The 24397-nt window shown below is 63.7% G+C and carries 18 protein-coding genes and 1 pseudogene; 11 read left to right on the forward strand and 8 right to left on the reverse strand.

What is annotated here, in order from left to right; genetic code table 11:
- Window positions 1-137 precede the first annotated feature (137 nt).
- Window positions 138-785: pseudogene (locus IVB05_RS38245) on the forward strand (cytochrome C); the annotation flags it as partial.
- Window positions 786-839: 54 nt separating this feature from the next.
- Here IVB05_RS38245 and IVB05_RS38250 read toward each other — a convergent pair.
- Window positions 840-1250, reverse strand: a complete 411-nt coding sequence (locus IVB05_RS38250; protein WP_247781264.1) for a GFA family protein — start codon at window positions 1248-1250, stop codon at window positions 840-842.
- Window positions 1251-1326: 76 nt separating this feature from the next.
- Window positions 1327-2274: an alpha/beta hydrolase gene (locus IVB05_RS38255; RefSeq protein ID WP_247781265.1), complete on the reverse strand. Its 948-nt coding sequence runs from the start codon at window positions 2272-2274 to the stop codon at window positions 1327-1329.
- A 237-nt stretch (window positions 2275-2511) separates the two neighbouring features.
- Between IVB05_RS38255 and IVB05_RS38260 the strand changes: the two genes are divergently transcribed.
- Complete coding sequence (locus IVB05_RS38260) at window positions 2512-2979, forward strand: Hsp20 family protein (RefSeq protein ID WP_247781266.1); 468 nt, start codon at window positions 2512-2514, stop codon at window positions 2977-2979.
- A 206-nt stretch (window positions 2980-3185) separates the two neighbouring features.
- Entirely contained in the window at window positions 3186-3959 is a 774-nt protein-coding gene (locus tag IVB05_RS38265) for an alpha/beta hydrolase (protein WP_247781267.1), read from the forward strand.
- A gap of 140 nt (window positions 3960-4099) precedes the next feature.
- Here IVB05_RS38265 and IVB05_RS38270 read toward each other — a convergent pair whose 3' ends face one another.
- Window positions 4100-4819 (reverse strand): hypothetical protein, encoded by a 720-nt coding sequence (locus tag IVB05_RS38270; RefSeq protein ID WP_247781268.1) that lies wholly within the window; start codon window positions 4817-4819, stop codon window positions 4100-4102.
- 481 nt (window positions 4820-5300) lie between these two features.
- On the opposite strand from IVB05_RS38270, the gene gltB reads away from it, so the two are divergent.
- Together gltB and IVB05_RS38280 are read left to right on the forward strand one after the other, a co-directional pair.
- Entirely contained in the window at window positions 5301-10049 is a 4749-nt protein-coding gene (gene gltB, locus IVB05_RS38275; protein ID WP_247781269.1) for a glutamate synthase large subunit, read from the forward strand.
- A 144-nt stretch (window positions 10050-10193) separates the two neighbouring features.
- Window positions 10194-11651 carry a glutamate synthase subunit beta gene (locus IVB05_RS38280; RefSeq protein ID WP_247781270.1) on the forward strand — a complete coding sequence of 486 codons (1458 nt, stop codon included), beginning with the start codon at window positions 10194-10196 and terminating at the stop codon, window positions 11649-11651.
- Between the two features lie 156 nt (window positions 11652-11807).
- On the opposite strand, the gene IVB05_RS38285 is transcribed toward IVB05_RS38280, so the two are convergent.
- Entirely contained in the window at window positions 11808-13511 is a 1704-nt protein-coding gene (locus IVB05_RS38285) for an outer membrane beta-barrel protein (RefSeq protein WP_247781271.1), read from the reverse strand.
- A gap of 193 nt (window positions 13512-13704) precedes the next feature.
- Here IVB05_RS38285 and IVB05_RS38290 point away from each other — a divergent pair, with 193 nt between their 5' ends.
- A complete protein-coding gene (locus tag IVB05_RS38290) occupies window positions 13705-14724 on the forward strand; it encodes a KpsF/GutQ family sugar-phosphate isomerase (RefSeq protein ID WP_247781272.1) in 1020 nt (339 codons plus the stop codon).
- 116 nt (window positions 14725-14840) lie between these two features.
- On the opposite strand, the gene IVB05_RS38295 is transcribed toward IVB05_RS38290, so the two are convergent.
- Window positions 14841-15395 (reverse strand): carboxymuconolactone decarboxylase family protein, encoded by a 555-nt coding sequence (locus IVB05_RS38295; protein ID WP_247781273.1) that lies wholly within the window; start codon window positions 15393-15395, stop codon window positions 14841-14843.
- Between the two features lie 72 nt (window positions 15396-15467).
- On the opposite strand from IVB05_RS38295, the gene IVB05_RS38300 reads away from it, so the two are divergent.
- Entirely contained in the window at window positions 15468-15809 is a 342-nt protein-coding gene (locus IVB05_RS38300; protein WP_247781274.1) for a helix-turn-helix domain-containing protein, read from the forward strand.
- Here IVB05_RS38300 and IVB05_RS38305 read toward each other — a convergent pair.
- The 3 genes from IVB05_RS38305 to hemH form a co-directional block, all read right to left on the reverse strand.
- Complete coding sequence (locus IVB05_RS38305) at window positions 15806-16252, reverse strand: NfeD family protein (RefSeq protein WP_247781275.1); 447 nt, start codon at window positions 16250-16252, stop codon at window positions 15806-15808. The genes IVB05_RS38300 and IVB05_RS38305 overlap by 4 nt on opposite strands.
- 44 nt (window positions 16253-16296) lie before the next feature.
- Window positions 16297-17289, reverse strand: a complete 993-nt coding sequence (locus IVB05_RS38310; protein WP_247781276.1) for an SPFH domain-containing protein — start codon at window positions 17287-17289, stop codon at window positions 16297-16299.
- Window positions 17290-17462: 173 nt separating this feature from the next.
- The gene (gene hemH / locus IVB05_RS38315) at window positions 17463-18500 is read right to left on the reverse strand and encodes a ferrochelatase (RefSeq protein ID WP_247787294.1); all 1038 of its coding nucleotides are present in this window, start codon (window positions 18498-18500) and stop codon (window positions 17463-17465) included.
- 91 nt (window positions 18501-18591) lie between these two features.
- Between hemH and IVB05_RS38320 the strand changes: the two genes are divergently transcribed.
- From IVB05_RS38320 to IVB05_RS38335, 4 genes are all read left to right on the forward strand, one after another.
- Window positions 18592-18990 carry an MAPEG family protein gene (locus tag IVB05_RS38320; RefSeq protein WP_247781277.1) on the forward strand — a complete coding sequence of 133 codons (399 nt, stop codon included), beginning with the start codon at window positions 18592-18594 and terminating at the stop codon, window positions 18988-18990.
- Between the two features lie 99 nt (window positions 18991-19089).
- Window positions 19090-19506, forward strand: a complete 417-nt coding sequence (locus IVB05_RS38325) for a hypothetical protein (RefSeq protein WP_247781278.1) — start codon at window positions 19090-19092, stop codon at window positions 19504-19506.
- An 80-nt stretch (window positions 19507-19586) separates the two neighbouring features.
- Entirely contained in the window at window positions 19587-21248 is a 1662-nt protein-coding gene (locus tag IVB05_RS38330; RefSeq protein WP_247781279.1) for an HlyD family efflux transporter periplasmic adaptor subunit, read from the forward strand.
- A 12-nt stretch (window positions 21249-21260) separates the two neighbouring features.
- Complete coding sequence (locus tag IVB05_RS38335; protein WP_247781280.1) at window positions 21261-24389, forward strand: efflux RND transporter permease subunit; 3129 nt, start codon at window positions 21261-21263, stop codon at window positions 24387-24389.
- Window positions 24390-24397: the final 8 nt, after the last annotated feature.

A 24397-nucleotide genomic window follows, 5' to 3' on the forward strand; every position in this document is an offset into this window, starting at 1 on the left:
GACACGGCGTTGGATTCCGCCAAACTTGCCTACACGCTGAAGTAGCGCGCCGCCGAACTCCCTTTTCAGAACCATCATCCGCTGCGCGGCGGGTACAGGCCATTTTTCATATTCGGCGCCTTTTAAGGATTTGAACCATGTCAGACGACCGCATTGCCACGGCCCCGGGCGCTGCGCCTGCCGGGCAGATTCCCGTTTCACCCAATAACCCATGCCCGTTTTTGCGCGCGCTGGTCGCCAACGGATATGTCGGCGGCCACGACGTTCCGCTCGAAAAGCTCACCGAAATGATCGGCCTCGCAAGCGGCGAAACCGGCTCGGCCCAAAAGAATGTGCGGATGAAAACCTGGCTGGTCGCCGTCATTGCGAACGGTCTCGGGCCGCTGCGCGTGCTGAAAAGCGCAACCTCCGGCGCGGTGCTCGACGAACTGCGCGATGGCCCTCTCGACAAGCACGGCGGCGGTTCGCGCATTCTCGACGTCGATGCGAAGGTTCATGAGGACGAAATCGCCCGGCTCGCCGGCTTCGGCAAGGACTACAAGGATCCTTCAGGGGGCGTAGAGCGCGGGCTGACGGCGAAAGAGATCGACACCTTCATGAAGGCCAATATCAAGCGCGACGGCGATGCCGCGCACTGGTACTACCCCATGCTCATGAAGGGCGAATGGCCTGTGCTGCTGAAAATCCTCGGCAAGGGCGAAGGCGAGGCGCGCTATCTCAGCGTCGCCGAAGTCAGGACGCTGTTCGTCGAACGCCGGCTGCCCGAGCGGATCACCGCTCGGCTGCCGAAGCCTTCGGCTGGAAGATAACTGCCGAAGGTGCGTCCGGCCACGCATTCACTACGGCTTCGGCTCGTAGCCCGGAACCCATTTTTCATGCTGGGGCAAGTCGTCCTGAATCGTCCACCAGGGCACACGCGACGACGTAAATACGTGCAGGCGCGGCCGAACCTTGGGATCGTCGTCGAACAAACCGGCGGGGATACTGACCGTCTCCAGATAACTTGCCTTGCCTGGCGTCAGGCAGCCGCAGATCTTGCAACGATACCGGAAACTGCCGGGCGCGGATTCATAGCGCACGGTCATGTCCTCGCCGGCCAAAAATCGGAACTTGTCGACTTCGACATGAGCGTACGTTGCGAATGCCGCGCCGGTAAGCTTGCGGCAATTGGCACAATGGCAGTGTGTGATCGATCGTACCTCATCGACTTCAAACCTGACGGCACCGCACAGGCAGCTTCCACGAATCATGACGGCATTCTCCAGACCCGAAGTATCGCCGGCGCCGTTCGCGTCCGATTGAACCGGATCAAATCACGGCAAGCAACTATTTGAACAGCGGCGTGCCCGGCACGAAGGCGTCGAATGCCGCCCAGAACTGCCCGCGGTAGCGGTCCTGCTCCTGCAGGATCTCGTGCCTGGAGCCCGCGATCACCAGATGCGAACCGGCGCGCAGGTGATAGGCGAACTCCTCGATCGCGGCGGTGGAAACGATGGTGTCGTTGCTGGCGGCCAGCATCAGGATCGGCTGGCGGATTTCGGACGGGTAGTTCATGCCACGAAAGGTGTTCATCGCCCTGAACGCGGTATCGGCCCACGCCACCGTCGGCGAGCCGATGCCCAGCGTCGGATCTTCTTCCAGGATCGCGGCGTTGCGGGCGTAGCGCACGGGATCGCTGGTGAAGGGGTTGTTGATGAAGGATTCCGTTCCGGTCAGCGCGTCGCTGCCGCCGGGCACGTAGCGGCCGCCCTGCCCCATCAGCCGCATGACCCGCAGCAACGCCCGCGACGGAAGCGCCGTCCTGCGCCCCGGCAGGTCGATCATCGGCGCCGACAGCACCATGCGGTCGAACCAGCGTTTTCCCGCACGCGCCACCCGCAGCATGACCGCCCCGCCCATTGAATGCGCCAGCGCGAAATAGGGCGGCGGGCAATCCGGCAGCACCACCTGCTGCACGAAGGTTTCGACGTCGACCTCGAAATCGGAGAAGTCGCGGACATAGCCCTTGCGCGGATCGCGCAGGCGGCGCGAGGAATGCCCCTGGCCGCGCCAGTCGATCATCGCCACCGCAAATCCGCGATCGCGCAAGTCCCGCACCGTCTCGAAATACTTTTCGATCTGCTCGCTGCGCCCGGTGAAGACGCAGACCGTGCCCTTGCGCCCCGCCGGCGGCGCCCAGCGCGCGAACCGCAATTCCGCGCCATCGGGCGTCTTGATGGTACCTGAGACGACGTCCTCCGGAACCGGATTGGCGGGGATGGAGACAAGCGTCATGAGGAGGAACCGGCTAGGTGAAAAGGGCTTGAAATCAAGGCGGGGGCGCCAAAAAGGGGCTGGTTTCGCCCCTCTTGAACGCCGTTTCACCCCTCCCATATCATTTCTGTGCAGGCCGCTACCAGTGTTTCGGAACCGAAACCCAACGCTCCAAAACCCTGAGGCTGCACAAGTGCGAAAGCCCGGCCCGATGGCGGGCGGGTTACTTGAAACAGTCGCTCAATGGAGGACTACCCTATGCGTACCTACGATCTCACTCCGTTCTATCGTTCCACCGTCGGCTTCGACCGCTTCTTCAACCTGCTCGATCAGGTGACGTCAGACGGCAGCCCCGGTTATCCCCCCTACAATATCGAGCGCACCGGCGAGAACGCCTACCGCATCAGCGTTGCGGTCTCCGGCTTCTCGCAAGGCGAGCTTTCGATCGTCGCGAAGGAAAACACGCTGACGATCAAGGGTGAGAAAACCGCCAACGAGAACGGCAAGGACAATGCCGAAGTGCTCTACCGCGGCATCGCCGCGCGTGCCTTCGAGCGCATCTTCCAGCTTGCCGATTTCGTGCAGGTGAAGAACGCCTCGCTCGAGAACGGCCTGCTCCACGTCGATCTCGTCCGCGAGATCCCCGAGGCCAAGAAGCCGCGCAGCATTCCGATCAATTCCGGCGCGCAGGCCCCGCAAGTGGTCGACGCTTCGGTCGCCGCGTAAGGCGGTCAAGTTTTCGGCCGGGATTGGCTGACTGCGAAAACGCCCCGGGAAACCGGGGCGTTTTTTTGCGCGCATTCCTGACCCGCAATTTTGAAGGCCTCACGCGGCTCACGTCGCCGTGAGGTTGGGTAACGATGCCGGCGCTCTCCTCGAATTTCGAACTGAAGCGGGCGAGCCGCTTATCAGGCCGATCATGGAGCAGACCGATGAGCATCTTACGAACACTGACAATCGTTGCCGGCGTCCTTGCGGGATCGCTCGGCGTGCAAGCCGCGCCGGCGCTGGCCGCTGACCCCGTCAAGGCGAAGAATGTCGTGCTGGTGCACGGCGCGTGGGCCGACGGATCAAGCTGGTCGCAGGTTATTCCAAAGCTTCAGGCGGCGGGCCTTCACGTCACTGCCGTGCAGAATCCGCTGACCTCGCTGGCAGATTCCGTTGCCGAGACACGCCGCGTTTTGGCGCAACAGGACGGCCCGACGGTGCTGGTGGCGCATTCCTGGGGCGGCACCGTGATCAGCGAAGTCGGCACCGACCCGAAGGTCACGGGGCTGGTCTATGTCGCCGCGCGCGCGCCTGATGCGGGCGAGGATTTCGTCGCACTTTCGCAGAAGTTTCCGGCAGGCCCCGCGCGAGCCGGCGTCCAGGAGCATGACGGTTTCACCAAATTATCCGAGGACGCCTTCCTGAAATATTTCGCCAATGGCGTCGATCCGACGACCGCGAAAGTCCTCTATGCCGTGCAATGGCCGACCGCGGCTTCAATCTTCACCGGCCGCACCACCGCGGCCGCCTGGCGCAGCAAGCCGAGCTGGTACGCGGTGTCGAAGCTCGACTACACCATCAATCCCGACCTCGAGCGATTTCTGGCCAAGCGCATGAACGCGACGACGGTCGAACTGGAGGCCGGTCACCTGTCGCTGGTCTCGCAGCCCGACAAGGTCGCCGACCTGATCCTGGCCGCCGCAGGTCAGCGCGAATAGCTCGCCCCAATGAAAACGCCCCGGGAAGACCGGGGCGTTTTTTGGTTCGTAGCCCGGATGGAGCGCAGCGCAATCCGGGACCCTTGCTCGCGGATAAAGTCACCCCGGATTACGCTTCGCTACATCCGGGCTACGGTGCTTCACTCCAGCCCCTGCATCGTGGGCATGTCCTGGGTCGGTGCAATCTGCGGCGCGGGCTTGGCTGGAACCGAGCCTGTTGTCACCGGGGCGGCCGCCGGCACCTCGGCCGGCTTCGGCGCAGGTGCTGCCGCCTGCTTGATCGGCGCCGGCACGGGCGCGGGTCTGGCGGCAAGCGGCTTTGCCTTCGGCACCGGCACGGTACGGCTCGCAACATGAGGGGCTGGCTGTGACGGCCGCGGCGCAGCCTCGACATGGGTCGGCGCATGCGCCTGCGGCGGTGGAGCCGCAGAGGGTCCACCGAGGGCGCTCTGATCCTCGTAGTAATTGTCACCCATCCCGCGGGCCGGCATGAAACGGATAATCCGGCCGTTGCGCGCGTCGATCACCAGCCGGCCATCCTCGCCACCGCGGTCGATCACCGCAATCGTGTAGACGAAGCCGCGCAGCCTCGGGATGCCGAGCGGCGAGAATCCGTTGTCGCGCAGCACGGAGTAGACTTCCGTCGACGGCAACAAGCCGGGGCCAGGGCCGTATCCGTGCTGCGGCCCGGGTGCATAGTGTGGGCCGGGTAGGTATTGCGGTCCGGGAACCTCGCGCGGTGCCACCGCATAAGGCGCGTCGACATCCGATGCCGCCGTGTAAGGCCCTCGCACCTGCGCCTGCGCGCCGCCCGCCAGAAGGACCAGTCCCGCCGCCAAAGATCCCGTGAAAAACTTCATCACCGAAAGCTCCTGTAAGCCCCGCAGCCGCCGGCCCGAGCGGGAGCATTTTCGCGCCCTCGCCTGCCGGCCCGGGCCAATATTTCATTGCGAAATCCGGCGGTCCTTGGGCCGGATCGGGGCGCCGCTGCCGCAAACCCGCGCCGGCGGTTTTTTCCCCCGCCGCCAAGCGCCAATCCGCATGCGGGCGAGGACTTTCACGCGCTTGTGTGATAGACAAAAATTTGGCATGGTCGGAGTTAGGACAGTATCACTGTCTCAATTGCGGGGCGGTCCCGGCACAGGGATTGCAACGAAACCGTGGCGCCACGAGCTCCAGGGCAGTGCAGGCAAGGCCGTTCCTCAGGGACGTTGAACGCCCAGGCCTGAATTTAAGAAATTGCGGCTCGCGGAGGACGAGCGGTGGCCCGGTGGGTGCCGCAAGCGTCCAAGGTGCGCCGACGATGCGGTGAGGCCCTTAGCCTTTTTTGAGAGGAATGAGATGAGCGGGTCGGAATTCGAGCGCGAAAACATCGTGGCAGAAGCACTGTCGGCGACCGCGGCCTCGAAACCGGCCGACACTATGCTTGAAGATTCTCCGCGCGAGCACAGCTGGCGCCCGCCGGCCGAGGGCATGTACGACCTCTCGATGGAGAAGGATTCCTGCGGCGTCGGCTTCATCGCCAACATCAAGGGCAAGAAGTCGCATCAGATCGTCTCCGACGCGATCAGCATTCTCTGCAACCTCGAACATCGCGGCGCGGTCGGCGCCGATCCGCGCGCCGGCGACGGCGCCGGCATTCTGGTGCAGATCCCGCACGCCTTCTTCGCGCGCAAGGCCGCGGCACTCGGCTTCAAGCTGCCGGCGCCCGGCCAATACGCCATCGGCTCACTGTTCATGCCAAAGGAGACGGCGTGGCGAAAGGTGATCCAGAGCATCATCGCCGAACAGATCAAGGAAGAGGGCCTCGTGCTGCTCGGCTGGCGCGACGTGCCGTCCGACAACTCCTCGCTCGGCGAAACCGTCAAGCCGACCGAGCCCTACCACATGCAGGTGTTCATCGGCCGCAACGGCACGGCGAAGACCGAGGACGAGTTCGAGCGCAGGCTCTACATCCTGCGCAAGTCGATCTCGCAGGCGATCTATCAGCGCCGTGACCGCGGCCTGGCCGGCTATTACCCGGTCTCCCTGTCGTGCCGCACCGTGATCTACAAGGGCATGTTCCTCGCCGACCAGCTCGGCAAGTACTATCCCGATTTGCACGAAGCGGATTTCGACAGCGCGCTGGCGCTGGTGCATCAGCGCTTCTCGACCAACACCTTCCCGACCTGGTCGCTGGCGCATCCGTACCGGATGATCGCCCACAACGGCGAAATCAACACGCTGCGCGGCAACGTCAACTGGATGGCGGCACGCCAGGCCTCCGTGCATTCGGAGCTCTACGGCAAGGACATCAGCCGTCTCTGGCCGATCTCCTATGAAGGCCAGAGCGACACCGCCTGCTTCGACAACGCGCTCGAATTCCTGGTGCAGGGTGGCTACTCGATGCCGCACGCCGTCATGATGATGATTCCGGAAGCGTGGGCCGGCAATCCCCTGATGGATGAGCAGCGCCGCGCCTTCTACGAATATCACGCCGCCCTGATGGAGCCGTGGGACGGCCCCGCCGCGATCGCCTTTACCGACGGCCGACAGATCGGCGCCACGCTCGACCGCAACGGGCTTCGGCCGGCGCGCTATCTCGTCACCAAGGACGACCGGATCGTGATGGCGTCCGAAATGGGCGTGCTGAAGATCCCCGAGGACCAGATCGTCACCAAGTGGCGGCTGCAGCCCGGCAAGATGCTGCTGGTCGACCTCGAACAGGGACGCCTGATTCCCGACGACGAGATCAAGGCGACGCTGGCCAAGAGCCATCCCTACAGCGACTGGCTGCATCGCACCCAGCTCGTGCTGGAGGAATTGCCCGACGCGCCCGTCAAGGGCATGCGCTCGAACCTGCCGCTGCTCGACCGGCAGCAGGCGTTCGGCTATTCGCAGGAAGACATCAGCATCCTGATGACGCCGATGGCGGCCACCGGCGAAGAAGCCGCGGGCTCGATGGGCAACGACACGCCGATCTCGGCGCTGTCGGACCGGCCGAAGCCGCTCTTCACCTACTTCAAGCAGAATTTCGCGCAGGTCACCAACCCGCCGATCGATCCGATCCGCGAGGAACTGGTGATGAGCCTCGTCTCGATCATCGGGCCGCGGCCGAACCTGTTCGACCTGCAGGGCATGGCCTCGACCAAGCGGCTCGAAGTCCGCCAGCCGATCCTGACCGATGCCGACCTGGAAAAGATCCGCTCGATCTCCGATGTCGCGGACACCCATTTCAAGTCGCGCACGCTCGACACCACCTTCCATGCCGGCTTCGGCGCGGCGGGAATGGAGCAGGTGCTCGACGAATTGTGCGCGCGCGCCGAAGGTGCGGTGCGCGAAGGCGTCAACATCATCATCCTGTCGGACCGGATGGCGGGCTCGGACCGGATTCCGATCCCCTCGCTGTTGGCCTGCGCCGCCGTGCATCATCATCTGATCCGCACGGGATTGCGCACCTCGGTCGGCATCGTCGTCGAATCAGGCGAGCCGCGCGAAGTGCATCATTTCGCGTGCCTGGCCGGTTACGGCGCCGAGGCGATCAATCCGTATCTCGCCTTCGAGACCATCATCGCGATGAAGGACCGCCTGCCGGGCGCGCTCGATGACTATGAAATCGTCAAGCGCTACATCAAGTCGATCGGCAAGGGTCTGCTGAAGGTGATGTCCAAGATGGGCATCTCGACCTACCAGTCCTATTGCGGCGCGCAGATTTTTGACGCCGTCGGGCTGAAGGCGGATTTCGTCTCCAAGTACTTTGCCGGCACCCATACCCGGATCGAAGGCGTCGGCCTTGCCGAGATCGCCGAGGAAACCGCGCGCCGCCATACGGATGCGTTCGGCGATGCGCAGGTCTACAAGACCGCGCTCGATGTCGGCGGCGAATATGCCTACCGCACCCGCGGCGAGGATCACGCCTGGACCGCAGAGTCCGTCTCGACGCTGCAGCACGCCGTGCGCGGCAATTCGCACGAGCGCTACCGGGCGTTTGCGAAGATCCTCAACGAGCAATCCGAGCGGCTGCTGACGCTGCGCGGCCTGTTCCGGCTCAAGACCGCCGACGACGAGAAGCGCAAGCCCGTGAAGCTCGACCAGGTCGAGCCGGCCGCCGAAATCGTCAAGCGCTTCGCCACGGGCGCCATGTCGTTCGGCTCGATCTCGCGCGAGGCGCATACGACGCTGGCGATCGCCATGAACCGGATCGGCGGCAAGTCCAACACCGGCGAAGGCGGTGAAGAATCCGATCGCTTCAAGCCGCTGCCGAACGGCGACAGCATGCGCTCGGCGATCAAGCAGGTCGCCTCGGGCCGTTTCGGCGTGACGACGGAATATCTCGTCAACTCAGACATGATGCAGATCAAGATGGCGCAGGGCGCCAAGCCCGGCGAAGGCGGACAGTTGCCCGGCCACAAGGTCGACGCGACCATTGCACGCGTGCGGCATTCGACGCCCGGCGTCGGTCTCATTTCGCCGCCGCCGCATCACGACATCTATTCGATCGAGGATCTGGCGCAGCTGATCTACGACCTCAAGAACGTCAATCCGGACGGACAGGTCTCGGTCAAGCTGGTGTCCGAAATCGGCGTCGGCACCGTGGCCGCGGGCGTTGCCAAGGCGCGCGCCGACCACGTCACCATCGCGGGCTTCGAGGGCGGCACCGGCGCGTCCCCCCTCACCTCGATCAAGCACGCGGGTTCGCCGTGGGAAATCGGCCTTGCCGAAACCCACCAGACGCTGGTGCGCGAGCGGCTGCGCAGCCGCATCGTGGTCCAGGTCGACGGCGGTTTCCGCACCGGACGCGACGTCGTGATCGGCGCGCTGCTGGGTGCCGATGAATTCGGCTTCGCCACCGCGCCTTTGATCGCGGCCGGCTGCATCATGATGCGCAAGTGCCACCTCAACACCTGCCCGGTTGGCGTCGCGACGCAGGACCCGGTGCTGCGCAAGCGCTTCACCGGCCAGCCCGAGCACGTCATCAACTACTTCTTCTTCGTGGCAGAAGAGGTGCGCGAGATCATGGCGCAGCTCGGCTACAAGAAGTTCGACGAGATGGTCGGCCAGACCCAGATGCTCGACCAGTCCACGCTGGTGGCGCACTGGAAGGCCAAGGGGCTCGACTTCTCAAAGCTGTTCGTGCGGCAGAAGGAACTGCCCGGCCAGAAGATCTATCACGCCGAGGCCCAGAACCATCATCTGGAGAAGGTGCTCGACCGCCGCCTGATCGAGAAGGCGCAGGCCGCGCTCGATCGCGGTGCGCCGGTCAAGATCGAGGAAGAGATCAACAACACCGACCGCTCCGCCGGCGCGATGCTGTCCGGGGCCGTTGCAAGGATCTACGGCCATGCCGGGCTGCCGCATGACACCATTCAGGTCAGCCTGAAGGGCACCGCGGGCCAGGCGTTCGGCGCGTGGCTGACGCGCGGCGTCACCTTCGATCTCGAAGGTGAAGGCAACGACTATGTCGGCAAGGGCCTTTCCGGCGGCCGCATCATCGTGAAGCCGCCGCGGAATTCCGGCATCGTGCCGGAAGAATCGATCATCGTCGGCAACACGGTGATGTACGGCGCGATCGAAGGCGAGTGCTATTTCCGCGGCATTGCCGGCGAACGCTTTGCGGTGCGTAACTCGGGCGCGATCGCGGTCGTCGAAGGCGCCGGCGATCACTGCTGCGAATACATGACCGGCGGCATCGTCGTGGTGCTGGGCAAGACCGGGCGCAACTTCGCGGCCGGCATGTCGGGAGGCGTCGCCTATGTGCTGGACGAGGCCGGCGACTTCGAGAAGCTGTGCAACCTCGCGATGGTCGAGCTCGAGCCGGTATTGTCGGAAGAGCTGATCAATGCGGGCACTTACAACCACTCCGGCGATCTCGAGGCGCATGGCCGGGTCGACGTGTTCGCCAATCTGCTGGAGTCCGATATCGAGCGGCTGCACATCCTGATCACGCGCCACGCCAAGCTGACCGGCTCGAAGAAAGCGGCGGAGATCCTCGCCGACTGGAAGACGTGGCTCCTGAAATTCCGCAAGGTGATGCCGGTGGAGTACCGCCGCGCACTGAAGGAATTGAAGGCGAACGCCGACGCCGAACCCAAAATCGCAATCGGGGCTTAGGGAATCGAGGCCTCATCCTTCGAGACGCGGCGCAACGCGCCGCCGCTCGGGATGAGGAGAAAAGACTGAACGTTCCTCATGGTGAGAAGGCGCGAGGCCGTCTCGAACCATAGGGCCAAGAAGATGCAAGGGCGTCAGGTTCAAATGGGCAAGATCACAGGTTTTCTCGAGATCGACCGGAATGAGCGCAAGTACTCGCCGGTCGCCGAGCGTTTGAAGCATTATCGCGAATTCGTCATTCCCCTGAGCGAGAAAGACACTCGCGACCAGGCCGCGCGCTGCATGAATTGCGGCATTCCCTATTGCCACGGCACCGGTTCGGTGGCGCCGGGCACGCCGGGCTGCCCGGTCAACAACCAGATCCCCGATTTCAACGACCTCGTCTATCAGGACAACTGGGAAGAAGCCTCGCGCAACCTGCACTCGACCAACAATTTCCCCGAGTTCACCGGCCGCATCTGCCCGGCCCCGTGCGAAGCTTCCTGCACGCTCAACATCGACGACAACCCGGTCACCATCAAGACCATCGAATGCGCCATTGTGGACCGCGCCTGGGACAATGGCTGGCTGAAGCCGGAGATTGCGCCCGTCAAGACCGGCAAGAAGGTCGCGATCGTCGGCTCCGGACCCGCGGGCCTTGCGGCTGCGCAACAACTCGCGCGCGCCGGCCACGACGTCCACGTCTACGAAAAATTCGCCAAGGCCGGCGGCTTGCTCCGTTACGGCATTCCCGACTTCAAGATGGAAAAGCACGTCATCGACCGCCGCGTGGCGCAGATGGAAGCCGAAGGCGTGACGTTCCATTACGGCGTCCATGTCGGCGGCACTTCCGAGGGCGCGATCGATCCGCGCGAACTGCTCAACCAGTATGACGCAGTGGCATTGACCGGCGGCGCCGAAGCCGGCCGCGACCTGCCGATCCCCGGCCGCGACCTCGACGGCATCCACTTTGCGATGGATTTCCTGCCGCAACAAAATCGCCGCGTCTCCTCCGAGCCGCTCGGCGAGGCCGCGGACATTCTCGCCGAAGGCAAGCATGTCGTCGTGATCGGCGGCGGCGACACCGGTTCGGACTGCATCGGCACGTCTTTCCGGCAGGGCGCAAAATCCGTCACGCAGCTCGAAATCATGGCGGCGCCGCCCGAGCACGAGAACAAGGGCGTGACCTGGCCGAACTGGCCATTGAAGATGCGGACCTCGTCGAGCCAGGCCGAAGGCGCCAAGCGTGAATTCGCCGTACTGACGCAAAAGTTCTCGGGCGTCGACGGCAAGGTGCAAAAGCTGCATTGCGTGCAGGTCGACGACAAGTTCAAGCCGATCGCGGGCACCGAATTCGAAATCGAGGCGCAGCTTGTGCTGCTCGCCATGGGCTTCGTGCATCCGGTGCACGAGGGCATGCTGAAGAACCTCGGCGTCGATCTCGACCAGCGCGGCAATGTCCGCGCCAATTTGCAGGACTACAAGACCTCGCTGCCCAACGTCTTTTCCGCCGGCGACATGCGCCGTGGCCAGTCGCTGGTGGTCTGGGCAATCCGCGAGGGACGTCTGTGCGCGCGGGCGATCGACCAGTATCTGATGGGATCGACAACGCTGCCGAGATAGAGTCGCAACTCCAGCAATCACTCAAGCTGTCATCACCCGCGAAAGCGGGTGATCTAGTATTCCAGAGACGTCGGTGATATCCGGATAAGCCGCGGCGTACTGGATGCCCCGCCTGCGCGGGGCATGACGAGTTGAGCGTGGAGCGCCAGAGCAGTCCTAGTTCTGCAACCTCACCCCCAGCATCACCACCGTCGATGCCGTGCTATTCCCCGGCAAATTCGAATCCAGCCAGTCCCGCCGCAGCGTGCCCCTGAGCCAGACGTTGCGGTTCATCTTGTAGATGGCTTCGCCCGACAACGTGTAGATCTTGTCGCGCCTGGGATTGCCTTGATAGTCGAGATCCCCCCAGGTGAACTTGCCGATCGCGGTCAGCCAGCGGCGGAAGTCGTGGTCGACCTCAACGGTGTAGATGTGCGTCAACACGCCCGACGTACCTGGCAGCGTGGTCTCCGTGATCGTGGTGTCGGAATAGAACTTTGCCGTCGTCAGCGGCGTCGCGGTCCAGACCAGCGAGGACGAGACGAGCAGGCCTTCAAGGCGATTAAGCCTTGGATCGATATAGTTGCGCGCGGCGTAGCCGACGCCGATTTCGCCGGTCAAGAGCCGCGAGAATTCGAAGGTGGTGCCGCCCTTGACGTAACCGCCCGCGGAATCGCGCGCAAAGCCGGCGCGGTCGAGCCTGACGTCATGCACGCGGCTGTCGCCCTGCATTTCCACGAACGGCTTCAGGCCAGGCCTCAAATCATAGCTGACGCGGCCGACGCCGCCGTACTGGCTGAAGTTGCGGTCGTCGTTGGTGGTCGAGGTGCCGTCGGTGAGTTTTGAGTTGGTGTAGTCGGTGCGGTCGACGGTGGCGCCGGCGGAAACCTGCAGCCGGTTGAAGCTCTGGTCGACGCCGACGGTGCCGCCGACCGTGGTGTAGATCGGATATCTGGCGAGGCCCGCCTGAACGTTCGGGCTGCCGGGATTGTCGGTCGAGACGAACAACCGCCCTTGCGCCAACAGCCTGGTGTCGCGGCTGACGTCGAGCCGGCCGTCGACATGGCCGATGAAGCTCGGACGATCGATATCGAGCGGCGCCGACAGCGGCGTACCGTCGGCGTTCGGCGTGAGATTGCTGGTGTAGCCGGTGAAGGAGCCGCGGAGATCGGCCACCAGCGCGTGACGTTCCCAGTCGGAGACCGCCAAAAATTCCGGCGCGATCACATAGAACGGCTTGGCTTGTTCTGCTGCGAGCCGGCCGGGATTGGTGTCGTAGCCGCCCGAGAATTCGACCGCGGATTTGATCAGGAAACTGCCGGCGTAATCACCGACCGCGCCGAACGGGTCGTCGTCGACCCTAAGACGCTTGCGCGGCGGCTGTCCCACCACTGTGCCCGCCATGGCCGGCGGGATGCGCGTCTTGTTGGCGGATTCCGAGGGCGGGATCGAGAGCCGCAGCGGCGTGTTCGACGCAATCGGCGGCGGTGGACTGCCGGGGCCGACCGGCAGCTTCGGCTTCACCTGCCCGGGATAGTATTTCGGTTTCTTGCGCTTGCGGTTGAGCGAGTCGTAGCCGGAATCGGCTGCGCCGCTCGCCGCCGGCAGGCCGTATTTCGGGATCTGTCCGATCCGCGACGGCGCGGGCTTGTCACGCTCCTGCAGCTTCGGATTGTTGAGCGGATCGTTCGCCTCCGCCGCGGTCCGGCGCAGCGGAGAATCCGGCGACGTCACCTGGCTGGTGCGCGTTGAGCTGAACAGGTCCGGCGTGACGGTTTGCGCTCTCGCTGCGGTTCCCGCGAGAGCAATCAGCGCAAGGCACGGCAAGGCTGCGCGAAAGACGCGCGCGCGGCTGTTCCGGCCGGTTGCTGGCCTCGCCATCACGAGAAGAAATACTCCAACAAAAACAGATACTTGATTGATACGCACCGAGCGCGCGCGAGAGCACGTCGTTAATGGAGTTAAAACAATTATGGTTAATGAGCCGTTGAGAGCCGCGCCGTGCGCGTCGCTTCGCCCGACCGGTCATGCTATGGAGAGCTTCGGGGCGAAGCCCCCTCCTCCTGGAACAGACATGGCCAATCCGAACCCGCTGATGGCAAAATCATCCGGCACCGAACCCGCTGACGCTGCCGTCCAGTCGGCCCTGCGTACGCTCGATGCAGAAGGCGGCGGGATCGCCGCGCTGTCAGCGGCGCTGCAATCCGATCTGCGGGCGCCGTTTGTCGCCGCCGTCGACCTGATCCGGAATGCCAAGGGACGGCTGATCGTCACGGGGCTCGGCAAATCAGGCCATATCGGCCGCAAGATCGCCGCGACCTTTGCTTCCACCGGCACGCCGGCGTTCTTCGTTCATGCCGCCGAAGCCAGCCATGGCGACCTCGGCATGATCACGCCTGATGACGTCATCCTGGCGCTGTCCTGGTCCGGCGAGCAGCCGGAGATGAAGAACCTGATCAGCTATGCCGCGCGGTTCCGGATTTCCGTGATCGCGATGACGGCGGACCGGGAATCCTCGCTAGCCAAGGCGGCCGACGTCGCGGTGACGCTACCCAAGGCGCGCGAGGCCTGCCCGCACAATCTCGCCCCCACCACCTCCTCGCTGATGATGCTGGCGCTCGGCGATGCGCTGGCGATTGCGCTCTTGGAAGGCCGCGGATTTACGTCCATCGATTTCAGCGTGCTGCATCCGGGCGGCAAACTCGGCGCGCTGCTGAAATACACCCGCGACCTCATGCATTCCGGCGACGCCGTGCCGCTGAAGCCGCTCGGCACCAAAATGTCCGACGCGCTGGTCGAGATGACGTCGAAGGGCTTTGGCTGCGTCGGCATCGTCGATGCCCGCGGACACCTCGCCGGCATCGTCACCGACGGCGATTTGCGCCGCCACATGGACATGGGGCCCGGCCTGATGTCGGCCACCGTCGACGAGGTGATGACGAGGAATCCGAAGACGATCGACCGCGACGTGCTGGCCGGCGAGGCGCTGGAGATCCTCAACTCCTCGAAGATCACGACGCTGATCGTCACCGATGCCGACAAGCCGGTCGGCATCGTGCACCTGCACGATTTCTTGCGCGCGGGCGTGGCGTAGCGTTGGATTTGTAGGGAGGCAAAGGCGCACTTGCGCCGTGCCCACCATCACGCACTACGCTAGGAATGGTGGGCACGCTTCGCTTTGCCCACCCTACAAATCCTCGCAATGACGGTTCAGGCCGCCGGAAACCGGGCCGCCTTCTCCTCCAGCGGCAGCGCCAGCCCGTTCGCAAGATACGATACGGTACGGTAGAATCCGCACAGCAGGATGATCTCGAATATCTGTGCCTCGTCGTATTGCGCCGACAACGCGGCGAATTCCGCATCGCTCAGGGTCGCGCGGTCGTGCAGCGCGTCGACGGCTGCGATCAGCGCCTGCTCTGCCTCCGACCAGCAGGCCTCGCTGGCGGCGCCGTGCACGGTGGCGCGGACCTGTTCATCGGTCAGTTTTGCGGCAGCCGCAAACGCCGCGACGTGCACGCCCCATTCGTACTCGCACCCTGTTCGCGTGCAGGTGCGGTCGATGACGATCTCACGCTCCCGCAAACCGAGCGGCCCGCGATCGAGCAGGCTGCCGGCGCGGAATTTTTCCCAGGCACGGGCGTTGCCCGCCATGACGCGAAACAGCATCAGTGGCGACGCGCCGCGCATGATGCGGTCGAACTGCTCGGCAATGTCAGGTGCGTAGGGCGGCTGAAGCGGCTCAATGCGCGGCGCGGTCTGGGACACGACCAACTCCTGTGCTACAATATATGTAGCAATACGCTACACATTCCGTAGCAAGAAGCAAGAGGGTTTTCGATGGCGAAACAGGCCGACATCGCAGGGAAACGGGCAGTGCGGGGCTCCCGAACGGGCCGCCCGATCATGGCGCTGCTCGATCTATTGGGCCGACGCTGGAGCGGACGGATCATCTGGGAGCTGCGCGATGGCCCCCTGACCTCGCGGGCGCTGCGTACCGCCTGCGACGACGCCTCGCCGACGGTGGTTCACGCGCGGCTGTCAGAACTGCGAGAAGCCGGCTTCATCGAACTGGTGCAAGGCGACGGCTATCGCCTGACGGCACTCGGCCAGGAGCTGAACGAGACCTTCCTGCCGCTCCACCGTTTTGCCGAGCGGTGGAGCAAGCGAACAGCAAGCTAAGCCGCCGCCACCGTCAGGCTTGCGCCATCGGCCTGCACGACCCTGACCCGGCTGCCGGCCGGTGCGTCGGGACCGGCCACGCGCCAGATCGTGTCGTCGATCCGCACCGTGCCTGTTCCGTCGACGATCGGCTTCTCCAGCGTGAATTCCCGGCCGACCAGCGCTTCGGTCCGCCGGTTGAGGAACGGGTTGCTGACGCTGCGGCTTCCCGCGCTACGCGCAAAGTGCCGCCACGCCGGCACGGCGGCAACCGCGAAGATGGCAAACAACAACAGTTGCGTCTGCCAGGACGGGTTGATCGCAAACGACAGCAATCCGACCAGCAGGGCGGCAAGCCCGAGCCAGAACAGGAAAATGCCCGGCGCCAGCAGCTCCAGCGCCATCAGGATGAAGCCGAAGATCAGCCAGTTCCAGGTGCCCAACGTAGAGAACATTTCGGCCATGACACGAACCTCTAATCAAACAGTATGACCTTCCGGATCCGCCCCTATCGCTGCGGCGCGACCGGCGGCGGCGTGGTGTTCGGCACCGATCCCGTCCGCCGTGCGGCCGCGGCCGACGTCGCGGCTTCGCCGAAGGTTGCCTTGGCGATCTCGCCGATGCCGGCCAGCGATCCCAAAATGCTCATCGCTTCGATCGGCAGCATGACGATCTTCTGGTTCGGCGAATCCGCGAGCTGCCCGAACGCCTTGATGTATTTGTCGGCGATGAAATAGTTCAACGCGGCGACGTCGCCCTTGGCGATGGCCTCGGAGACCATCTGGGTCGCCTTGGCCTCGGCTTCGGCGGAGCGCTCGCGCGCTTCGGCGTCGCGGAACGCAGCCTCCTTGCGGCCTTCGGCCTGCAGGATCTGGCCCTGCTTGGCGCCTTCCGCGCGCAGAATTTCCGATTGGCGCTGGCCCTCGGCCTGCAGAATGTCGGCGCGCTTGACGCGTTCGGCCTTCATCTGCCGTCCCATTGCTTCCACCAAGTCGGCCGGCGGCACGATATCCTTGATCTCGATGCGGTTGACCTTCAGCCCCCACGGCGACACCGCGGCGTCGACCACGCGCAACAGCCGCTCGTTGATCTCGTCGCGATGCGACAGCACCTGGTCGAGGTCCATCGCGCCCATCACCGAGCGGATGTTGGTCATGGTCAGCACGATGATCGCCTGATCGAGATTGGATACTTCGTAACTCGCCTTGGCGGCATCGAACACCTGATAGAAGGCGACGCCGTCCACCGTCACGGTGGCGTTGTCCTTGGTGATCACCTCCTGCTCGGGAATGCTGATCACCTGCTCCATCATGTTCATCTTGCGGCCGACGCGGTCGAAATAGGGAACGATGATGTTGAGCCCCGGCGCCAGCGTGCGGGTATATTTGCCGAACCGCTCGATGGTCCAGTCATAACCCTGCGGCACCGTCTTGACGCCCGCAAACAGCGTGACAATGACAAGCAGAACAAACGCGATCGCGAAAATGTCGAAGCCACTCATAAAATCCCTCCAAAGCCGGCAAGGTGCGCTGCCGGGCGCGGTCTCTCATTTTGTCCGCAACGCCGCGGCGCCGGTTCAGCCGGCCGCTCTCAAGTTATGGTTATATAGCTGGGGAATTGTTTGGCGGCCACCAGATGAATTCGATCCGAAAGGCCGCTTGTTCTGCAGGGTGGTTAAATCCAGCCTTGAAGCTCGCGCAAAACGAGCTGGCGGATGACGTCCATTCCGGGATCGCTGTCGTTGAGGCAAGGAATGGCGGAAAACTGCTCGCCGCCATTGTGCTTGAAGATCTCGGCATTCTCCTGCGCGATCTCTTCCAGCGTCTCCAGGCAATCGGCGGAGAAGCCGGGGGTCACGACGGCAATGCGTTTCACACCATCTTTCGCAAGTTTTTCGATGGTCTTGTCGGTATAGGGCTGCAACCACTGGTCGAAGCCGAAGCGTGATTGAAATGTAAGGATCAGTTTGGAGGCATCAAGCCCCAGGCGTTTGCGAAGCGCGTTCGTTGTTGCAACGCACTGCGCCTGATAGGGATCGCCCTTGTCGACATATTTCTGCGGCATGCCGTGAAACGACGCGACGATCAGCTCGGGCTGAAACGACAACGTCGTCAGATGCGTGTTGATGGAGACGGCGAGTGCCTCGATATAGTCTGGATCGTCGTAATAAGGCGGCGTCACCCGCAGCGTCGGCTGCGCGCGCATCCCGGCCAGCACCCGAAACGCCTCGTCGCTGACGGTCGCCGAGGTCGCCGCGGAATATTGCGGATAGAGTGGCACGACGAGAATCCGGTCACAGCCTTGCGCGGTCAGCGCGTCGATCCGCGAGCGGATCGACGGGTTGCCGTAGCGCATCGCCCAATCGACCACGACATGGTCGTGATCGGCGATGGCGTCGGCGAGCTTCTCGGCCTGCGCGCGGGTGATCGTCTTGAGCGGGGATTCGTCTCTCTCGGTGTTCCAGATCTTCTGGTAGTCGCGCGCCTTGCGGCCAGGACGCACGCGCAGAATGATGCCGTTGAGGATCAGCTTCCATACGAGGCCCTGATCCTCGATCACGCGCGGGTCGGACAGAAACTCCTTGAGATAAACCCGCACGCCCCGGGCGTCGGCGGTGTCAGGCGTGCCGAGATTGACCAGCAGCACGCCGACACGCTGCGGCTGGGCGGCCGATACCGGCTTGGGATTTCCAATGGGGGCTGCCGCGGTCATGATTTCGATGGCTTCGCGCGTTGCACTATCCTTGTCAAGATAATGGCCGGTTCGATACGCTTTGCCCATTGCCCCGGGGGCGGGAGGAACCATGACGATCGCCGAATGGTGCGTTTTCGGAACGCTGATGCTCTATTTGCTGACGATCGCCTCGGTCAAATGGGCCGGGCATCGTCATTTCGACAATGCCAGGCCGCGCGATCCCGCGTTCTACGAGGACGCGATCCGTGCCCGCGCGCTCGGCGCCCACCAGAACGGCATCGAGGCGTTTCCGTTCTTTGCGGTCGCCGTGCTGCTGGCGGAATTCCGTCTCGGGCCGCAGCACCTGATCGACGAACTCGCGGTTCTCTTCCTGATCGTGCGGATCGCCTATGTCTTCACCTATCTCGGAAATCGCCCGACGCTGCGCTCGATTCTCTGGAGCATTGGCTTCGCGATCAACATCGCGATTTTCTTTCTGCCGGCGATCAGAGGGTATTTGCCGGCGTAAGGTCGTCATATGATGGCGCGGGCCTAGCTCTCCGGAGGACCTTGAATTCCCGGTTCCCCGGCGATATCTAGGGAATACCTGTGCTACAATAGAGCCATCATGCTGAAGCAACTGATCATGCGAATTCTGGGAGCGGCGATCGTCCTGATCGTGCTTTCGTTCGCGCCGTCTGTTGCCAAGGCCCATATCGGCCATCAGCACCAGGCATCAGTTCATGGCGGCCAGAGCCAGGTCGCATCTCAAGCCGTTCTTCATGAATCCGCACGGTCGGCCAGGTCTGCATCGTTGCAGCAGCCTCAATGGAAGCAGGACAAGATGCCGCCGGCTTCGGACCGGAATTGTACCGGCGACTGCTGCTTGTCCGCATGTGCCGCCTGCTGCGCGGCCGGGTTGCCGAGCGCCGTGGAGTTCGTCCCGTTTCCCCGGTCGATAACGCGTGTTGCGTTCGTGCCGTCACAGGTATGGCCGGACCGCGAGCCTGAGTCGCTCAGGCGGCCTCCCAAACACTTCGTCTGAATCCAACCGAACAGTGTGTTTGCGAGGCATGCCGTGGGCTGCCCGCAGGCGACGGCAATTCAGATTGAAGGACTACCAGTATGCTTTCCCATTTCGGGCGTGCCCTGCGTGCTCTCGCGGTGACCGCAGTTCTATGCGCTGCGATTGCCCCCGCTTCCGCCCACGAGGGTCATGACCACGGGGAACAGCCGCCCGTCTCGACAGGCGCGCTGCCACGCGGCGAGGCCGATTCCGACGCGTTCGAGATCGTCGCGATTGTCCGCGGCGAAAATCTCGAGATCTATCTCGACCGGTTCGCCACCAACGAGCCGGTGACCGGCGCAACGATTGAAGTCGAATCCCCTGGAGGTCCCGTAAAAGCCGTGGCGGGTGCCGACGGCACATACCGGGTGGCAGCGCCGTGGCTGGCAAAGAGCGGACGTGCGGACCTGATTTTCACGGTTACGGCGGGAGATAGCACTGACATTTTGCCGCTGACGATTCAGACGGCGCCAGGCGCCACGCAAAGCGTCGCACAACAGGAAGCGGCTGCCGGCGAGCATATCAGCAAGGTTTCGGTTCTTCTTGTCCTGGGCGGCGCATTCATCGGGGCGCTGCTCTCCGCCATTGCACTGCGCGGTCGGCGCAGGGCGGCAGCCCTTGTTGCAATCCTTCCTCTACTCATGGGCGCGCGCGAGCCGGCGATGCATGAAGGCCATGGCCATGAGGAAGAAAAGGCGAAAATCGCCATCAGCACCGTCTCGGGCGAGCGCGCCCAGCGCCTTCCGGATGCCGCGGTTTTTGTGCCCAAGACGGTGCAGCGGATATTTGCGGTGCGGACGCTGGTCGCCGAAAACGCGGAGCACAAGAAAATCACTGAACTTCCGGGGAGGATCATTCCCGATCCCAACGCCAGCGGGTATGTGCAATCCGCCGTCGGCGGCCGTCTTTCTGCACCGCCGGGCGGCTTTCCCCGATTGGGCACGCGGGTGAAGCAAGGCGACATCCTCGGCTATGTCACGCCGCCTATTGCGGCGATCGATGTTTCGGACATGCGGCAGCGCCAGGGCGAACTCGATCAGCAGATCTCGATTGTTGAGCGCAGATACGCGCGTTACGAGCAGCTCGCGCCGTCGGGCGCGATATCGCGGACCCAACTCGAGGACACGCGGCTCGAACTGGAAGGGCTTCGCGAACGGCGCGCATCGATTGATAAGTCGCGCCGCGAGCCCGAAGCGCTGATCGCGCCGGTTGCCGGCGTGATCGCCGAAGGCAGCGCCGTGGCAGGCCAGATCGTTCAGCCGAGCTCCATCGTCTTCAACATCATCGATCCCTCGCGGCTGTGGGTCGAGGCGCTGAGCTTCGAGAGCCTCGAACCGTCCCGCGGCGCGCGGGCGTCGACGTATACCGGCAGGAATTACGACCTCGTCTATCAGGGCACCGGCTTCGCCGATCGCAGCCAATCGGTGCCGGTGCATTTCGCCGTGACGGGCGACACGGCAGGCCTCAGGGCCGGCCAGTTCCTGACCGTGCTGGTCACGACCGACGAAACGAAGGAGGGCCTCGCGGTGCCGCGCGGCAGCGTCGTCCGCGGCTCAAACGGCCAGGATTTTGTGTACGAGCACACAGCGCCCGAGCGGTTCATGGCAAGGAGCGTGCGCACGGAGCCTCTCGACGGCGATCGTGTGCTGATCGTGTCCGGCTTCACGCCCGGCAAGCGGATCGTGTCGCAAGGCGCGGACCTTCTCGATCACGTACGCTGAAGGGACACGCTCATGTTCACATTCCTGGTCAGCGCCTCGCTCCGCAACCGCCTTCTCGTTCTTGCGATGGCGGGCATCCTGGTTCTTCTGGGCGCCTATACCGCGCGCCAGTTGCCCGTCGATGTGTTCCCGGACCTCAACCGTCCGACCGTTACCATCATGACGGAATCCGAAGGCTACGCCCCGCCGGAAGTCGAGCAGCTCGTCAGCTTCCCGATCGAAACCCAGATGAACGGCGTGCCCGGCGTCAGCCGGGTACGATCGGTCTCGGGCATCGGGCTTTCGATCGTCTACGTGGAGTTCGATTGGGGAACCGATATCTTCCGCAACCGTCAGCTGGTCGCGGAACGTCTCGCGCAAGTGCAGAGCCAGCTGCCCTTGAACGTCACGCCGCAGATCGGCCCGATCAGTTCGATCATGGGCCAGATTCTCCTGATCGCGGTAACGTCGAAGACGGCATCGCCGATGGAGGTGCGCGAGATCGCCGATTTCACGATCAGGCCCCGGGTGCTCGCGATACCTGGCGTCGCGCAGGTGATCCCGATCGGCGGCGAGGTCCGTCAGTACCGGATTGCGCCGCTGCCTTCCGCGTTGCGCGCGCTCGGCGTGGGCTATGAGCAAATCGAGCAGGCCCTAAGGCAATTCGGCACCAACACAGGCGGCGGTTTCACCGACCAGAATGCCCGCGAATTCCTCATCCGAAACATCGGACGCACGACGAGCCTGGAAGACCTGCGCAACATCGTCGTTACCACCATCGAGGGACGCCCCATCCTGCTGCGGCAGGTAGCGAACGTTGAATTTTCGCCCAAGGTCAAGCGCGGCGACGCGGGCTATATGAGCAAGCCCGCCGTGATCGTCTCGGTCGAGAAGCAGCCCAATGTCGACACGGTGCAACTGACGCGGCAGATCACGCAGACGCTCGCGGAGCTGGAGCCAAGCCTGCCGTCCGGCGTGAAAGCCACCGAGATCATATTCAGGCAGGCCAGTTTCATCGAAAACTCGATCCAGAACGTGGAGCGGGTGCTGTTCGAAGCCGCCCTTGTCGTGGCCGTCATCCTGTTCGCGTTTCTTCTCAACTGGCGCACGACGGCCATTTCGCTCACCGCGATCCCGGTCTCGATCCTGACCACGGCCATCATCTTCAAGCTGCTTGGCCTGTCGATCAACACGATGACCCTGGGCGGCCTTGCGATCGCCATCGGCGAACTGGTCGATGACGCCGTCGTCGATGTCGAAAATATCTTCCGCCGGCTGCGCGAGAACAGGGAGCAAGGCAATCCCCGGTCCGTGTTCGACGTGGTGGTTTCGGCATCCAACGAAGTGCGATCGGGCATCGTCTACGCCACGATGATCATTGTCCTCGTGTTCGTGCCGCTGTTTGCGCTGTCGGGCATCGAGGGCCGGCTGTTCGCGCCGCTCGGTCACGCCTACATCATCTCGATCCTCGCGAGCCTGCTCGTTTCGATCACCCTCACCCCTGTCATGGCCTATTACCTGCTGCCGGGGATGAAACGCCTCGCAGAACGGGAGAGCTGGCTCGTCCGCAAGCTCAAATCCGCGAACCATGCGGCGCTCGGGTTTGCTTTCGCTCACAAGGGATTGCTGCTGGGCGTGACGGCGCTGGCGGTGCTGGGTGCCGGTGCGGGCGCACTTGGCCTGAAGCGCGCGTTCCTTCCGGCCTTCAACGAAGGTACGTTCACGATCAATATCGCGTTCAACCCCGGCGTTTCACTTTCCGAATCGACCCGGGTGGGGTCGATCGCTGAACGCCTTCTGCTCGATGTGCCTGAGGTGATCAGCGTCGGAAGGCGCACGGGGCGCGCGGAACTGGATGAACACGCGGAAGGCATCCATTCGTCCGACCTCGAAGTCGATCTCAAGCCCTCGCCGCGGCCGAAGCCCGAGATCGTCGCGGACATACGCTCCCGGCTTTCGGTGCTGCCGCTCTCGGTCAATGTCGGGCAGCCGATATCGCACCGGCTCGATCATCTGCTCTCGGGCGTCCGCGCCGAGCTCGCCCTGAAACTGTTCGGCGACGACCTCGACACGCTGCGAAACAGTGCGGAAGAACTCCGTCAGCGACTTTCGAAGATCGAAGGCATCCAGGACCTGCAGGTTGAAAAGCAGGTGCGCATCCCGCAACTCGAAATCCGCGTCGATTATACGCGGGCCGCTTTGTACGGCGTGCAGCCGGGCGCCGTGACCGATCAGTTGTCACGCCTGTCGAGCGGGCGCGTCATCTCGCGCGTGGTCGACGGCTACAGGCGCTACGACGTCGTCATGAGGCTGCCCGACCGCCTTCGCACGACGGAGAAGCTCGGCGACCTCCTGATCAAGACCCCGTCGGGGTGGATCCCGGCGCGTCAGATCGCGGACGTGAAGGAGACCGATGGGCCAAATCAGATCCTGAGAGAGAACGGCCGCAGGCGCATCGTCATACTCGCGAACTCGGACGGCAAGACCGACATGGCGGAGATCGTGCGGCGCATTCGCACAGAACTGGATGCGGCGAGCCTGCCGCAGGGCGTCACCGCGAGCCTTGAAGGCACATTCCAGGCCCAGGAGGAAGCCAGCCTCAGAATCGGTATCCTTTCGGTTCTTTCACTCGCGCTGATCTTCGCAATTCTCTACAGCCGCTACCGCTCCGCCGTGCTGGCCCTGATCATTATGGGCGGCGTACCGCTGGCACTGATCGGCTCGGTAGCGGCGCTGGCGCTGACCGACCAGCCGCTATCTGTCGCCAGTATGATTGGCTTCATAACCCTCACGGGGATCGCGACACGCAACGGCATTCTCAAGATCAGCCACTACATCAATCTCGCCTTGCGCGAGCAGATGGAGTTCGGGCCACAGCTTGTCATCCGCGGAAGCCTCGAGCGCATGACGCCCGTCCTGATGACCGCGCTGTCCGCGGGGCTGGCGCTGCTGCCGCTGCTGATCGCGGCCGACGAGCCGGGCAAGGAGATATTGCACCCCGTCGCCGTGACGATCTTCGGCGGACTTGCCAGCGCGACATTGCTCGATGCCCTGATCACGCCTGTGCTGTTCCTCACGTTCGGCAGGAAGCCGCTGATGCGCCTGATGCAACGGCAATCCGAGGAGCAACTCGCAGATCATGCTGCTTCGCACTCTTATTGATCGTTCCT

Source organism: Bradyrhizobium sp. 170, assembly GCF_023101085.1.
GTDB lineage: Bacteria > Pseudomonadota > Alphaproteobacteria > Rhizobiales > Xanthobacteraceae > Bradyrhizobium.